Origin of the sequence: Streptomyces sp. NPDC008238, assembly GCF_042956445.1 — a bacterium.
In the GTDB taxonomy this organism is placed as follows: domain Bacteria; phylum Actinomycetota; class Actinomycetes; order Streptomycetales; family Streptomycetaceae; genus Actinacidiphila.
In genome coordinates, this window is record NZ_JBIBGK010000012.1 from 81518 (window position 1) to 95317 (window position 13800).

General features: G+C 71.6%; 7 protein-coding genes. 1 reads left to right on the forward strand and 6 read right to left on the reverse strand.

Features of this window, described 5'->3' with window-relative positions:
• Window positions 1-47: 47 nt before the first annotated feature.
• Window positions 48-5486 carry a pullulanase-type alpha-1,6-glucosidase gene (gene pulA, locus ACFZAU_RS24080; protein ID WP_500553876.1) on the reverse strand — a complete coding sequence of 1813 codons (5439 nt, stop codon included), beginning with the start codon at window positions 5484-5486 and terminating at the stop codon, window positions 48-50.
• A gap of 328 nt (window positions 5487-5814) precedes the next feature.
• Between pulA and ACFZAU_RS24085 the strand changes: the two genes are divergently transcribed.
• Complete coding sequence (locus ACFZAU_RS24085; protein ID WP_500553877.1) at window positions 5815-7275, forward strand: alpha/beta fold hydrolase; 1461 nt, start codon at window positions 5815-5817, stop codon at window positions 7273-7275.
• Between the two features lie 341 nt (window positions 7276-7616).
• On the opposite strand, the gene ACFZAU_RS24090 is transcribed toward ACFZAU_RS24085, so the two are convergent.
• From ACFZAU_RS24090 to ACFZAU_RS24110, 5 genes are all read right to left on the reverse strand, one after another.
• Window positions 7617-8654, reverse strand: a complete 1038-nt coding sequence (locus ACFZAU_RS24090; protein ID WP_500553878.1) for a LacI family DNA-binding transcriptional regulator — start codon at window positions 8652-8654, stop codon at window positions 7617-7619.
• Between the two features lie 31 nt (window positions 8655-8685).
• The gene (locus ACFZAU_RS24095; protein ID WP_500553879.1) at window positions 8686-10317 is read right to left on the reverse strand and encodes a glycoside hydrolase family 13 protein; all 1632 of its coding nucleotides are present in this window, start codon (window positions 10315-10317) and stop codon (window positions 8686-8688) included.
• Between the two features lie 89 nt (window positions 10318-10406).
• Window positions 10407-11333 carry a sugar ABC transporter permease gene (locus ACFZAU_RS24100; RefSeq protein ID WP_500553880.1) on the reverse strand — a complete coding sequence of 309 codons (927 nt, stop codon included), beginning with the start codon at window positions 11331-11333 and terminating at the stop codon, window positions 10407-10409.
• 53 nt (window positions 11334-11386) lie between these two features.
• Window positions 11387-12388: a carbohydrate ABC transporter permease gene (locus tag ACFZAU_RS24105; RefSeq protein ID WP_500553881.1), complete on the reverse strand. Its 1002-nt coding sequence runs from the start codon at window positions 12386-12388 to the stop codon at window positions 11387-11389.
• Window positions 12389-12524: 136 nt separating this feature from the next.
• Window positions 12525-13799: an extracellular solute-binding protein gene (locus tag ACFZAU_RS24110; protein ID WP_500553882.1), complete on the reverse strand. Its 1275-nt coding sequence runs from the start codon at window positions 13797-13799 to the stop codon at window positions 12525-12527.
• Window position 13800 lies beyond the last annotated feature (1 nt).

Genomic DNA, 13800 nt, shown 5'->3' on the forward strand with positions numbered 1-13800 from the left:
GACCCGCGGGAGGCGGGTCACCGGCCGGGCGGTGACGGAACGTGTCGCTACCGCCGGACGAACACCGCCACGGTGCGGCCCGGCACGGTGAAGGTGCCGGAGGCGCTGTCGTAGGAGGAGCGCTTCACCACGGCGTCGGAGCCGCCGGCCTGCACCGGGTGGAGGGCGTAGCCCTTCCCGGCGAGGGCGCCCACCCGCTGCTCCTGGGCCTTCGGGCTCGCGTTGAAGACCACGACCAGCCGCCCGGCCCGCAGGGTGATCACGCCCGGGGTCTCGTCCTCGCCCGAGAGCGGGAAGGACAACTGCTCCTGGACCTGGGCCGCCGTGGTCAGCCCGAAGGCCGGCTCGGTGGAGCGGATCCGCAGCAGGTCCCGGTAGGCGGCCGAGGCCGCGGTGATCTCGGCGCAGCCGACCCGGAGCGTGTCCGCGGTCAGCAGCGGCCTGGCGAAGGACCACTTGGACTCGTTGTCCGCCCTGGGCGGCAGGCCGCGGCCGAAGCCGTTGCCCGCGGCGCAGTCCCAGTGGACGGCGTTGAACCAGTCGCCAGAGTCGTAGGAGTTGCGGTCCAGGGACTTGGAGCGCAGCAGGTCCGAGCCCGCCTGGTAGAGCGCGGGGCCCTGGGAGAGGGCGGGGACGGCCTCGGCGAGGACCTGCATGCGGGCCCGGTCGGCGGGCGCGGTGTCCTTCGGCAGCTTGAAGGCGAGCGCGTCGAAGAGGGACTCGTTGTCGTGGGCGTCCACGTAGGCGAGCGCGTCGCCGGGGGCGTCCGCGTACCCGGCGGGCGAGCCGTTGTAGTCGACCTCGGCGCCGGTGACCGCCCTGCCGCCGCTGTCGGTGAAGGAGAAGGACTTGAGGTTGCCGGTGAGGCCGACCTTGATGAGGTCCTGGTAGTGCAGCAGGCGGGCCCGCTGCTCGGCCGCACTGCCGTTGGCGGCGGAGCCGTTGGGCTCGTTGAACAGGCCGGAGGCGAAGCCCTGGACGCCGGGGTCGGCGTCGAAGGGGCCGCCGCCGCGGACCGCGTCGCGGGCGCGGTCGGAGAAGGTGGCGACGCCGGTGCCGGCCATGTTCTTCTGGGTGGCCTGTTCAAAGCGGGCGTCGTCGGCGACCTCGCCGAAGTTCCAGCCCTCGCCGTAGAGGACGATCTTCCTGCCGTCGACGCCGTCCTTGGCGGGGGTCAGCGCGTCCAGCGCCTTGCGGACGGCGAGGATGTTGGCCCTGGGGTGGTGGCCCATGAGGTCGAAGCGGAAGCCGTCGACCTTGTACTCCTTGGCCCAGGTGACGATCGAGTCGACGACGAGCTTGCCCATCATCGCGTTCTCGGGCGCGGTGTTGGAGCAGCAGGTGGAGTTCGCGACCGTGCCGTCGTCCAGCAGGCGCTGGTAGTAGCCGGGCACGATCCGGTCGAGGACGGACTTGTCGTCCTGGCCGCTCGCCGCGGTGTGGTTGTAGACCACGTCCATGACGACGCGCAGGCCGGCCTTGTTGAGGCCCTGCACCATCTGCCGGAACTCGACGGTGCGCCGGGTGCCGTCCGGGTCGGTGGCGTAGGAGCCCTCGGGGACGGTGTAGTGGAAGGGGTCGTAACCCCAGTTGTAGGCGTCCTTGGCGGCGACCGCGGCCACGCACTCCTGCTGCTTGTCGGAGTCGGCCGGGTGGGCGGCGAGGTCGCAGTCGACCGTGGCCTGGTCGGCGCTCCTCTCCGCGACGGTGGCGAAGTCGAAGGCGGGCAGCAGGTGGACGTAGGAGACCCCGGACTTCGCCAGTGCCTTCAGGTGCGTCATGCCCGCGGAGCCGGTGTCGGTGAAGGCGGTGTACTTGCCCCGATCCGCGGCGGGGACGGAGGTGTCCTCAACGGAGAAGTCCCGGATGTGGAGTTCCTGGATCTGGGCGTTGTTCAGGCCCACGGCCTTGGGCTTGGCCAGTCCTGACCAGCCGCCCGGTGCGAGCTTCGGGTCGTCGAGGTCGACCACCAGGCTCTGCTTCGAGTCGGCGGTCAGGGCGACCGAGTAGGGGTCGGTGACCTTGTTGGTGACGACCTTCTGCACGCCGGGCGCCCAGACCGTGACGGCGTAGCGGTACGGCTTGCCGGTCCAGCTGCGCTCGCCGGTCACGCTCCACACGCCGGTGGAGGCGTCGCGCCGCATCGGGACGGTGCGTCCGTCCAGTTCCAGGGCGACGGACTGGGCCGTCGGGGCCCACACCGACAGGCTGGGCCTGCCGTGGGTGAAGACCGGGCCGAGGGCGGCCTTGGTCGCCCTGGCCGCGTACAGGTCGTCGAGGACGCCCTGGATCTGGACGCCGGTGGCGGAGAGCAGCGCCCCTGTGGCCAGTCGTTGCGTGGCGACGACCTGGCCGGTGAGGGCGGCGCGGACGCGGTCGCGGTCGCGGGGGTCGATCGTGAAGGCCGCGTAGTCCTTCAGGTGCGGGAAGCGGGCCTTCTGCGCGTCGGTCAGGCCGCCCTCGACGCGCTGCAGGCGGAGCCAGTGGCCCTCGGCCCCTTCTGCGACCAGTCCGCCGTCCTTGATCGTCAGGCCGCCGCCGGGGGCGTAGACGAGCTGGTGGCTCGCGGCGGTGTCGCCGGTCTTCCAGGCGACGGTGCCGGCGTCGATCCACTGGGCCTTGGCCGAGGAAAGGTCGAGGTCCGCGGACGAGCCCGCGGTGGCGGGCAGCAGATACTTCTCGGTGCCGTTCAGCAGCCACACCTCGTGTCCACTGGCGGTCAGGTCGAGCGACTGGTCGGCGGGCAGGTCCTTGGTGTCGCCCTTGTGGATGATGTAGCTGAGCGACGTGGCACCCGCGGCGAGCGGCACCTCGAAGACGGCGCCGAAGGCGTCGGTGCGCACCGGCTGCAGCGGGGCGGTCCAGTCGGTGGGGTTCGCGGCGCCGGTCCAGGTGTGCAGGCCCCAGCCGCTGTAGTCCCCGTCGGCCCGGTGGTAGTGGAGGACGGCCTTGGAGCGGTCTTGTCCGGGCTCGGTGCCGGACGGGGCCTCGGTGAGGACGGCCTCCTTGCCCTGCTCGACCCAGATCTCGCCCGTCTTGGTGACGTCCATGAAGCGGTCGGCGGCGACGTCCTTGTTGCCGTCCTTGTCGATGACGAGATAACCGACGCTTGAGGCGCCCGGCTTGAGCTTCACATAGGCGAAGGCGCCGTAGGCGTCGCGGCCGATGAAGTCGTGCCCGGCGGGCCACGTGGTGCCCTCGCCGTCGGCGATGTCGCCCCAGGCGTACAGGCGCCAGTCGGCGTAGTTCCCGTCGGCGCGCTTGTAGTGGACGATCGCGTAGTCGCGGCTGCTCGCCACCGGGGGCTGCGGCGGGACCGGGGTGCCGCTGGTGGTGGCGGCGGTGGCGCTCGCGGTACGGCCGGCGGAATCGATCACGACCGCCTTGTACCGCAGCGCGGTGCCGGGCGTCACGTCCTCGCCGACCGTCTGGGTGACCTTGTACGGCGCGTGGTCCGCCGAGCCGAGCACCTTCCAGGGCCCGTTGCCGGTCTGCGCGGCGAAGACGACCCGGTTCAACTGCCCGCCCTGGACGTCGGCGGAGACCTCGACGGTGCCGGTGGCGCCCGCCGCGGGGGCCTTCAGGGTCAGGGACGGCTTGGCGGCGGGGGCGCCGAGCGGCTTCGTCGCCTTCCAGACCACGGCGGACAGGGCCGGGACGGTGACGGCGATCCTGGTGTCGGCCCCGCTGCGGACGGAGCCCTCGGTGCCGTAGAGCGCGGTGAAGGCGGTGTTCGCGGAGCCGGTGGGAAGGGACGCGGTCCGCTCCTCCGTCGCGTTGTTGACGGCGACGACGTACTCGGTGCGGGTCTTGGCGTCGGTGCGCGAGAAGGCGTAGATCCCGGCGCCGTCCGCGGCGTAGCGCTCGGTCTGCACACCGTCGGCGAGCGCCGGATGGGCCTTGCGGAGCGCGGAGAGCTGCGCGATCGCCCGGTAGAGGGGGGCGCCGGTGTCGTAGGCGTCGCTCGCGTGGGTGCGGTCGGTGCCGAGCTGGTCGTCGTCGAGGTAGTCGGCGACCTTCGAGGCGAACATCGTCTGGCGGGCGTCCTTGTCGCCGCCCGCGCCGGTGAAGCCCTGCTCGTCGCCGTAGTAGACGACGGGGTTGCCGCGGGAGAGGAACATCAGCTCGTTGGCGAGCCGGTCCCTGCGCACGAGTTCGGCGTCGTCGGCCTTCGGGTTGTCCTGCTCCAGGAACGTGCCGAAGCGGCCCATGTCGTGGTTGCCGAGGAAGGTGACCTGCTCGTACGCGTTGGCCTTGTCGGTCGTGTAGCGGTGGTCGTCGCCGAAGACCGAGGCGAACCGGGCCGCGGAGCCGCCCTGGGAGGCGTACTGGCGGGCGGCGTCCTGGAAGGGGAAGTCGAGCGTCGCGTCCAGGCGGCCCTGGGTGACGTAGGGGGAGGTGATCGCGGTGTCGGCGGAGTAGACCTCGCCGAACATGAAGAAGTCATCGCGGCCGTGCTCGGCGGCGTAGGCGTCGAGGGCCGTGGCCCACTGGGTCCAGAACGGCAGGTCGACGTGCTTGACGGTGTCGATGCGGAAGCCGTCGACGGCGAAGTCGCGGACCCACTTCTCGTAGATCTCCTCCATGCCCTGCACGACCTCTGGGCGCTCGGTCCACAGGTCGTCGAGGCCGGAGAAGTCGCCCTGGTCGGAACTCTCGCCGGCGAAGGTGGAGTCACCCCGGTTGTGGTACATCGTCGGGTCGTTGAGCCAGGCCGGGACCTTGGCGTCCGAGGTGACGACGGGGGTGCGGGGGAAGGAGTCGCGGTCGACGGCGGGGAAGCCCCTGCCGGCCTTCGCGTAGTCGCTGTCGTCGAAGGGGACGCCGTCCTTCGTCAGGTAGGGGAAGGCGCCCTTGGAGAGGTAGCCGTAGGACTTCTCGTCGTAGTCGACGACGTCGGCGGTGTGGTTGGTGATGACGTCGAAGAAGACCTTCATGCCCTGGGCGTGGGCCTTGGATATCAGCGCCTTGAGGTCGGCGTTGGTGCCGAAGTGCGGGTCGACCTGGGTGAAGTCGGTGATCCAGTAGCCGTGGTAGCCGGCCGACGCCTCCTCCCCCGTGCCCTGCACGGGCCGGTTCTTGAAGATCGGCGCCATCCATATCGCGGTGGTGCCGAGGCCCTTGATGTAGTCGAGGCGCCGGGTCAGCCCCTTGAGGTCGCCGCCCTGGTAGAAGCCCTTGTCGGCGGGGTCGTAGCCGGTGCTGAGCCGGGTGCCGGTCAGGCCGCCCCTGTCGTTGGACGCGTCGCCGTTGGCGAAACGGTCCGGCAGGACGAAGTAGAACTGCTCCCGCGTCAGGTCGTGACGTGCCGGCTGGGCGGCGAGCGCGGCGTCGGAGGGCGGCGGGGGCGGGGCGGCCGCCGACGCGGTGGGCGCCGAGGCGGGGACGGCGAGGGCGGCGGCGAGGGCCGCCACCGCGACGGCTGCGGCTCCGCGTCTGTGCGCGCGTGGGCGCGTGGACGCGGGCAGCCCGGTGTGCTGGGCCACGGGGTGTTCTCCTTGCGGAATCCGTGTGCGGACGGTTGTACCTCTGGGAGCCCACGCGCCATGAGCCTTCGCCCGGCAGCGGTGCCGGACCGTGCCGGGACCGTACCTCTTACGACGGCCTTACAGCAAGATGTCGCAAGGATTTCCAACGGACCCGCTTCCAATGCCGCACAACGGGCCTGACATACCGTCAGAAGGCCGCCCCGCGGCCGCGGATAACCGAACACTATGAACGCAATGGCCACGGCTCTGGACCCCCGCCACCCGCGTCCCGAAACATCGGGGCCCCGCGCGACGACGCGCCGGACGACCACGGGAGGACGAGATCATGTTCACCGGGCATTCCCCACGACGCACCGGTTCCGGAACCGTACGACGCCGCATCGCCCTGGCGGCCGGGGGTGTCGCCGCCCTCCTCGCCACCGGGCTCGCGGGCCCCCCGCCCGCCGCGGCCGCCGCGACGGCGCCCGCCCCCGCCGACTGCCCGGCGGAACTGCCGGCGGACGCCGCCTGCTTCCGCGGCCAGGACGCGAACGGCGCCCACTACGCCATGGCCGTCCCGCACGACTGGAACGGCTCCCTGGTCGTCCACGCCCACGGCGGCCCGGACCTCGGCGACACCTCCGACCCGGAGCGCAGCCTCGGGGACCTGGCGCGCTGGTCGGTCATGGTGAAGGAGGGCTACGCCTGGGCGGGTTCCTCCTACCGCCGCGGCGGCTACGGCACGCGCATGGCGGCCGAGGACACCGAGAACGTGCGGCGGCTGTTCGTGCGGCAGTTCGGCACGCCGCGCCGGACCTTCGTCCACGGCCAGTCCTGGGGCGGGAACGTGGCGGCCAAGGTCGCCGAGATCTACGCGGCCGGTCACCGATCGCCGTACGACGGCGCCCTGCTGACCAGCGGCGTCCTGGGCGGGGGCTCGCGGGGCTACGACTACCGGGTGGACCTGCGCGTGGTCTACCAGTACTACTGCCGCAACCACCCGAGGCCCACGGAGCCCCAGTACCCGCTGTGGATGGGGCTGCGCGCCGACTCGACGATGACGGCCACCGGACTCCGCGCCCGCCTGCAGGAGTGCACCGGCTACTCCTCGCCGCCGCAGGAGCGCACCGCCCTGCAGCAGCGCAACCTCGACGACATCCTGGCCGTGACGGGACTCCCGGAGCGGACGCTGGAGTCGCACCTGCGGTTCGCGACCTTCACCTTCCGCGACATCGTGCACAACCGGCTGGGCGACCGGAACCCCTTCGGCAACACCACCGTCCGCTACACCGGATCGCACGACGACGCCGCGCTCAACGCGGGCGTGGAGCGCTTCGCCGCCGACCCGGCGGCCCGGCGGGACCTGTCCTTCGACAGCGACGTCACCGGCGCGGTGTCGATCCCGGTGCTCACCGTGCACGCCATCGACGACCCGACCGCGTTCGTGGAGCACGAGGCGGCCTACCGGGCCTCACTGGAGGGCGCCCACCGCGGGGGGCTGCTGGTGCAGAACTTCACGCGGGAGAGCGAGCACAGCGAGCTGAGCTCCTCGGAGTACGCCGCCGCGATGCGCTCCCTGGCCTCGTGGGTACGGACCGGCCACCGGCCGACACCGGGCTCGGTCGCGGCCTCCTGCCCGGCGTTCGACGCCGTCTACGGCACCGGGTGCTTCTTCGAGCCGCGGTACGTCCCGCGCCCCTACTCCTCCCGCGTGTACCCGCGGCCGGGGGCCCGGCACTGGCCGGCGCTGTCCGCCGCCCAGGAACGTGCGTGGAGCCGTCTGGACGGCGTGGGCATCGCGCCCTGAGCGGCTCCCGCCCGGCCCCGCATGTGGCCTCCCACCTGCGATCACGCCCTTCCGCAAGGCCCCTGCAGAATCTTGCAGAAACTTTCTGCAGGGGCCTTCCGTCCTGCCCTGAGCGGCTGTTACGTTCCTCTTCGGCCCGGTTCGGCCGGCCGGGGGTCCGCCCCTGACGGCGGGTCCCACGCGCCCGGCCGGCCGGACCGGCCGTCACCAGGACGGGGGCGGGCCCAGGACCGCAGAAGCCACCCCGCTGCGCCCCGCCCGGGGCAGGTCCAGGGCCCGCCCCGACATCACGGGGACCCGCGCCGCCGTCCGCAGAGCCGTCGGAACGCCCCGATAAACCGTCAGGAACGCCGGCCGGCGCCGGGCGCCTGACCCGTGGAACCGCGCACGACCAGTTCGGTCTGGAAGACGAACTCCGAGCGCTGCACGGGGTTGCCGCCGATCTCCTCCAGCAGCGCGTTCACCGCCGCCGCCCCCATCGCCTCGACCGGCTGCCGGACCGTGGTCAGCGGCGGGTCGGTGAAGGCGATCAGCGGCGAGTCGTCGTAGCCGACGACCGAGACGTCCCCGGGGACGGCGAGCCCGCGCTCCCGCACCGCGCGCACCGCGCCCAGCGCCATCAGGTCGCTGCCGCAGACGATGCCGGTGCAGCCCTTGTCCAGCAGCGCCCCGGCGGCCGCGTGACCGCCCTCCACGGAGAACAGGGTGTGCTGGACGTACGCCGCGGCCTCCGCCTCGCCGATCCCGAGCAGGCTGCCCAGCGCCTCGACGAAGCCCTCGACCTTGCGGTGCACGGGCACGAAGCGGTTGGGCCCGACGGCCAGCCCGATCCGCTGGTGGCCGAGCTCCACCAGGTGCTGGACGGCGATGCGCGCCGAGGCGCGCTCGTCCGGCGAGATGTACGGCCCGGCGATCGCCGGGTTGTAGCCGTTGACCAGTACATAGGGCACGCCCTGGCCGAGGAGGCGGGCGTAGCGCTCGGGGTCGGCCGTGATGTCGGCGTGCAGCCCGGACAGGAAGACGATGCCGCGCGCCCCGCGCTCCACGAGCGCCTCCACGAGTTCGTCCTCGGTGGAGCCGCCGGGGTGCTGGGTGCACAGCACCGCCGTGTAGCCGTAGCCGGTCAGGTTCTGCTCGATGACCTGGGCGAAGGCCGGGAAGATCGGGTTGTTGAGCTCGGGGGTGATCAGCCCGATCTGGCCGGCGCTGCGCTGGCGCAGCCGCACCGGACGCTCGTAGCCGAGCACGTCCAGTGCGGCCAGCACCTTCTGCCGGGTGGCGGGGGCGACCCCCGCCTTCCCGTTCAGCACGCGGCTGGCGGTGGCCTCGCTGACCCCAGCCTGGGCCGCGATGTCGGCGAGTCGAGCCGTGGTGTTCACACCTACAGACCCTATGCGACCGCGACGCACGTCAAACGGCCCACCAGACGGTCGTGTCGGCCGGGACGACGACCCCGTCCGCCGTGACCTCCACGGGGGAACTGGCCAGCAGCAGCGCGCCCGGCGCGGGCAGCGTCACCGGCGCGGCCGTGGTGTTGACGGTGCACGCGAAACCGGGCCGGCGGAAGGAGAGCACGCCCCGCGGGGCGTCCTGCCACTGGACCGATTCGCCGGCGCCCAGGCCGTCGCGCTCGCGGCGCAGGCGCAGGGCGGAGCGGTACAGCTCCAGGGTGGAGGCCGGGTCCCCGGTCTGCGCGGCGACGCTGAGCTCCGCCCAGCCCTCGGGCTGCGGCAGCCAGCTGCCGCCGCTGCCGAAGCCGTGGCTGGGGCCTTCGGTGGTCCACGGGATCGGGACGCGGCAGCCGTCGCGGAAGCCGTCCTGGCCCGCGGCGCGGAAGAACGCCGGGTCCTGACGGGCCTCGTCGGGCAGGTCGGTGACCTCGGGCAGGCCCAGTTCCTCGCCCTGGTACACGTACGCGGAGCCGGGCAGCGCCAGCATCAGCAGGGAGGCGGCGCGGGCCCGGCGCAGGTCGTACGTCCGCTGGTCGGCGGACAGCCGGGTGGCGTGGCGGACGACGTCGTGGTTGGACAGCACCCAGGTGGTGGGCGCGGCGACCGGGCGCATGGCGTCCAGGGAGCGGTCGATGACCTCGCGCAGCTCGCCGGCGTCCCACTTGGTGCCCAGGTACTGGAAGTTGAAGGCCTGGTGCAGTTCGTCGTGGCGGACGTAGTTGGCGGTCCGCTCCACGGTGGGGGTCCAGGCCTCGGCGACGGCGATGCGCCGGCCCTGGTACTCGTCGAGGATGCGCCGCCAGGAGCGGTAGATCTCGTGGACGCCGTCCTGGTCGAAGAAGGGCAGGACATCGTTGCCAAGCAGCTTGAGCTGCTCGTGGGCCCCGATGTCGGGCAGGCCGTCGGCCTTCACCAGGCCGTGCGCGACGTCGATGCGGAAGCCGTCGACGCCCATGTCCAGCCAGAAGCGCAGGATCGAGCGGAACTCGTCCTGGACGGCCGGGTGCTCCCAGTTGAAGTCGGGCTGCTCGGGCGCGAACAGGTGCAGGAACCACTCGCCGTCGGCGGCGCGGGTCCAGGCCGGCCCGCCGAAGATGGACTCCCAGTCGTTGGGCGGCAGTTCGCCGTTCCCGCCCTTGCCGGGGCGGAAGTGGTAGCGCTGCCGCAGCGGGGAGCCGGGGCCCTCGCGCAGTGCCTGCTTGAACCACTCGTGCTGGTCGGAGGAGTGGTTGGGGACGAGGTCGACGATGATCCGCAGCCCCAGCCGGTGGGCGTCGCGGATCAGGCCGTCGGCGTCGTGGAGGGTGCCGAACATCGGGTCGATGGCCCGGTAGTCGGCGACGTCGTAGCCTCCGTCGGCCTGCGGGGAGGCGTAGAAGGGGCTCAGCCAGACGGCGTCGACGCCCAGGTCGCGCAGGTACGGCAGGCGCTCGCGGATGCCGGGGATGTCGCCCATGCCGTCGCCGTTCCCGTCGGCGAAGCTGCGGGGGTAGACCTGGTAGATGACCGCCTCTCTCCACCAGTCCGCGGTGGCCGCGCCCTGGTCACAGGAGTGGGGGTGACGGGTGGAGTCCGCCAGGTACTGGGTCATGGTGATCCCTTGGAAAATTGGTTGCTCGTGCGGCGAGAGGGCGAGGCCGCGGTGCCCGGCCGGCGGGCCGGGCACCCCGGTTCGTACGGTCAGGACTTGGCCGCGCCGGCGGTCAGGCCGGTGACCAGGTGCCGCTGGACGACGTAGAAGAAGGCCGACGCGGGGACGGCGATGAGCACGGAGGTGGCGGCCATCAGGTCCCACTGGTTGTCGTGCTCGCTGACGAAGGTGGTGAGGCCGACGGCGAGGGTGTACTTGTCCTCGCCGAGCATGAAGACCGAGGCGTAGGCGACCTCGCCCCACGCGGTGAGGAAGGCGTAGAAGGCCGCCACCGCCAGGCCCGGCCGGGCCAGCGGCAGGATCAGCCGGTAGAAGGTGCCGAACGGGGAGAGGCCGTCGACCCGGCCGGCCTCGTCGATCTCCTGCGGGATGGTGTCGAAGTAGCCCTTGAGCAGCCACGCGCAGTACGGCACGGCGGTGGTGCAGTAGACCAGGATGAGCGCCCAGTACGTGTCCAGCAGGCCCAGGTCGGCCAGGATGTTGTAGAGCGGCACCATGAGGATGGCGACCGGGAACATCTGGGTCACCAGGAAGGTCCACATCAGCTGCCGGTGGCCGGGGAAGCGCATCCGGGAGACCGCGTAGCCGGCGCTGGCGGCGATGAACACGCCCAGCACGCAGGTGCCGAGGGCGACGATCATGGAGTTCAGGAACCACTGCAGGAAGTTCGTGTCGCCGAGGACCTTGGTGTAGTTCTCGAAGCTGAACTTGCCAGCGATGTCGGCCGGGTGCAGGAAGTCGGTCTTGTCCGGGCCGAAGGAGACCCAGGCGATCCACAGCACGGGGAACGCCGCGATGAAGCTCGCGGTGATCAGTACGCCGTGGATCAGCACGGAGGCGCCCCGGCCGCGCTCGCCGCGGCCGGTGCGCCGGCGCGTGGCGGCGCGGGCGGGGGCGGTGGCCGGGCCGGCGCCCTCGGTGGCCCCCGCGGCGGGGAGGTCTGCGGTGGTGCTCATGGGGGTGGCTGCCCTCTCTTGCGTCATGACGGATGTCCTGGCCGGGGCGGCCGTCAGGCGGCCGGGTTCTCGGAGCGGGCGAGCCAGCGCCGGTACACGGAGGCGAAGACGATGAGCATGGACAGGATGATCACGCCGTAGGCGGCGGAGCCGGCGTAGTCGCGCGGGTCCTGTCCGAAGCCGAGGCGGTAGGCCCAGGTCACCAGGATCTGGGCGTCCTGCCCGGCGTTCGCGCCGAACAGCAGGAAGATGACGACGAACTGGTTGAAGGTCCAGATGATGCCGAGCAGGATCACCGTGCTGCTCACCGAGCGCAGGCCGGGGAGCGTCACGTAGCGGAACCGCTGCCAGGGGGTGGCGCCGTCCATCTCGGCCGCTTCGTACAGCTCGGAGGGGATCGACTGCAGGCCGCCGAGGAGCGAGACCATCATGAAGGGCACGCCGACCCAGGTGTTGACCATGATGGCGGCGGTCTTCTGCCAGAAGGAGTCGCTCAGCCAGGCGGGCGTCGGCAGGTGCAGCGAGTGCAGGACCGTGTTCAGGATGCCGCCGTCGTCGGCGAGGATCAGCCGCCAGGAGAAGACGGTGACGAAGGTCGGGACGGCCCACGGCAGGATCAGGACCAGCCGGTAGAAGGTGCGGCAGCGGAGCTTGCGGTTCAGCAGCATGGCGAGGCCGAGGCCGAGGCCGTAGTGCAGGGCGACGCAGACGACCGTCCACAGGATGGTCCAGGTGAAGTGCGGCCAGAACTGGTGGTCGCCCCCCGAGAGGATCTCCGTGTAGTTGTCGAGGCCGACCCAGGAGAAGGAGTCCGGGATCTCGTTGACGCCGATCGTCCGGCCGACGTTCTGGCTGTTGGCGTCGGTCAGCGACAGGTAGACACCGCGGACCAGCGGGTACAGCACCAGCAGGCCGATGACGGCGACCACCGGCGCCACCATGGCCCAGGCATACCAGTTGCGGTTGTACGACTGCCGGATGCGGCTGAACGGACCGGGGCGCGGCGCCTGGCCACGCTGGGTCTTCCCGGTCCCGCCCTGGACGGCGACGGTCATCTTCGGCACCTTTTCGAGAGGTTCGCAGAGGGTGGTACGGCCGCGCCGCACGGCCGGGGGCCATGCCTGCGGACGCGGGCGGGCCGTCCGGCCCGCCCCCCGCTCGGGGAGGCGGACCGGACGGCTCACGGCTGCCTTACTGGAAGTCCTTGACGAGCTTCCGGTAGGAGTCGGCGGTCTGGTCCAGGCCCTTCTGGGTGTCCGTCTTGCCCTGCAGGATGCTGGTCAGGTTGGTGCCGAAGTCGGCGAAGAGCGAGCTGTACTCCGGGAGCTCCGGACGCGGGCGGGCGACGTTGGCCAGGATGTCCTGGAACTCGGCGACGCCCGGGGCGGCCTTGACCTCGGCGGTGTAGGCGGAGGTGCGGGTCGGCAGGGTGCCGTTCTTCAGCGCGATCTGCGCCTGGGTCTCGCCCGAGGTCATGAAGCCGACGAACTTCTGCGCGGCTTCCTGGTGGGCCTTGTCGGAGCCGGCGTAGACGGCCAGGTTGTGACCGCCGGTCGGGGCGCCCGCCTTGCCGGTCGAGCCGGCCGGGACGGCGGAGATGCCCAGGTTGGCCTTGTCGGAGAAGGCCGCGCCCTTGTAGATGTTGGTCAGCTCCCAGGGCCCCTGGACGATCATGGCGACCTTGCCGTTGATGAACGCGTCCTGCATGTGGGCGTAGGCGTCGGCGGTCACGTCGAGCTTGTGGACGCCCGGGGCGGCGAGCACGGACTTGCTGACGTCGACGGCCTTGACGGCCTCGGGCGAGTTGATCGTGATCTTCTTCGCTGCGGCGTCGACCATGTCGGTGCCCTCGCCGAAGAGGAAGGGCAGCTCGTAGTAGGAGTCGGCGCGGAGCCAGAAGCCGTCGACCTTGTCCTTGGCCTTGACGGCCTTGGCGACCGCCTTCAGCTCGTCCCAGGTGGCGGGGGCCTTGTCGAAGCCGGCCTTCTTCAGCAGCTCCTTGTTCCACATGAGCGCGAGGGTGTCGGTGACGATCGGCGCACCGTAGGTCTTGCCCTCGTACTGCGCCTGCTTCAGCAGGGACGGGTTGATGTCGGCCTGGTCGGCCAGCGCGGGGGTGCCGTCCAGCGGCGCGAGGAACTGGGACTTCGCCCAGGAGGCGGTCCAGCCGACCTCGGCGCGGACCACGTCCGGGGCGCCCTTGCTGCCGGCGGCGGTCTGGAACTTGTTCTGCGCCTGGTCGAAGGGCACGTTGACGTACGTGACCTTGATCTTCGGGTTCGCCTTCTCGAAGTCCGCGATCAGGGCCTTGTAGGTCGGTGCCTCGTTCGTCGCGTTCGAGGTGTCCCACCAGGTGATGGTGACGGGACCGCCGGCCTTGTCACTGCCGCCGTCGTCGCCGCCGCAAGCCGTCGCCGCGAGCCCGAGCGCCGCAACCAGCGCGGTGGCCGCTATGCCACGCCGCATG

Bases quoted from the DNA above. Each gene is read 5' to 3' on its own strand.
- ACFZAU_RS24085 (WP_500553877.1), top strand. From the start codon at position 5,815: ATGTTCACCGGGCATTCCCCACGACGCACCGGTTCCGGAACCGTACGA.
- ACFZAU_RS24095 (WP_500553879.1), bottom strand. From the start codon at position 10,317: ATGACCCAGTACCTGGCGGACTCCACCCGTCACCCCCACTCCTGTGAC.
- ACFZAU_RS24100 (WP_500553880.1), bottom strand. From the start codon at position 11,333: ATGAGCACCACCGCAGACCTCCCCGCCGCGGGGGCCACCGAGGGCGCC.
- ACFZAU_RS24105 (WP_500553881.1), bottom strand. From the start codon at position 12,388: ATGACCGTCGCCGTCCAGGGCGGGACCGGGAAGACCCAGCGTGGCCAG.
- ACFZAU_RS24110 (WP_500553882.1), bottom strand. From the start codon at position 13,799: ATGCGGCGTGGCATAGCGGCCACCGCGCTGGTTGCGGCGCTCGGGCTC.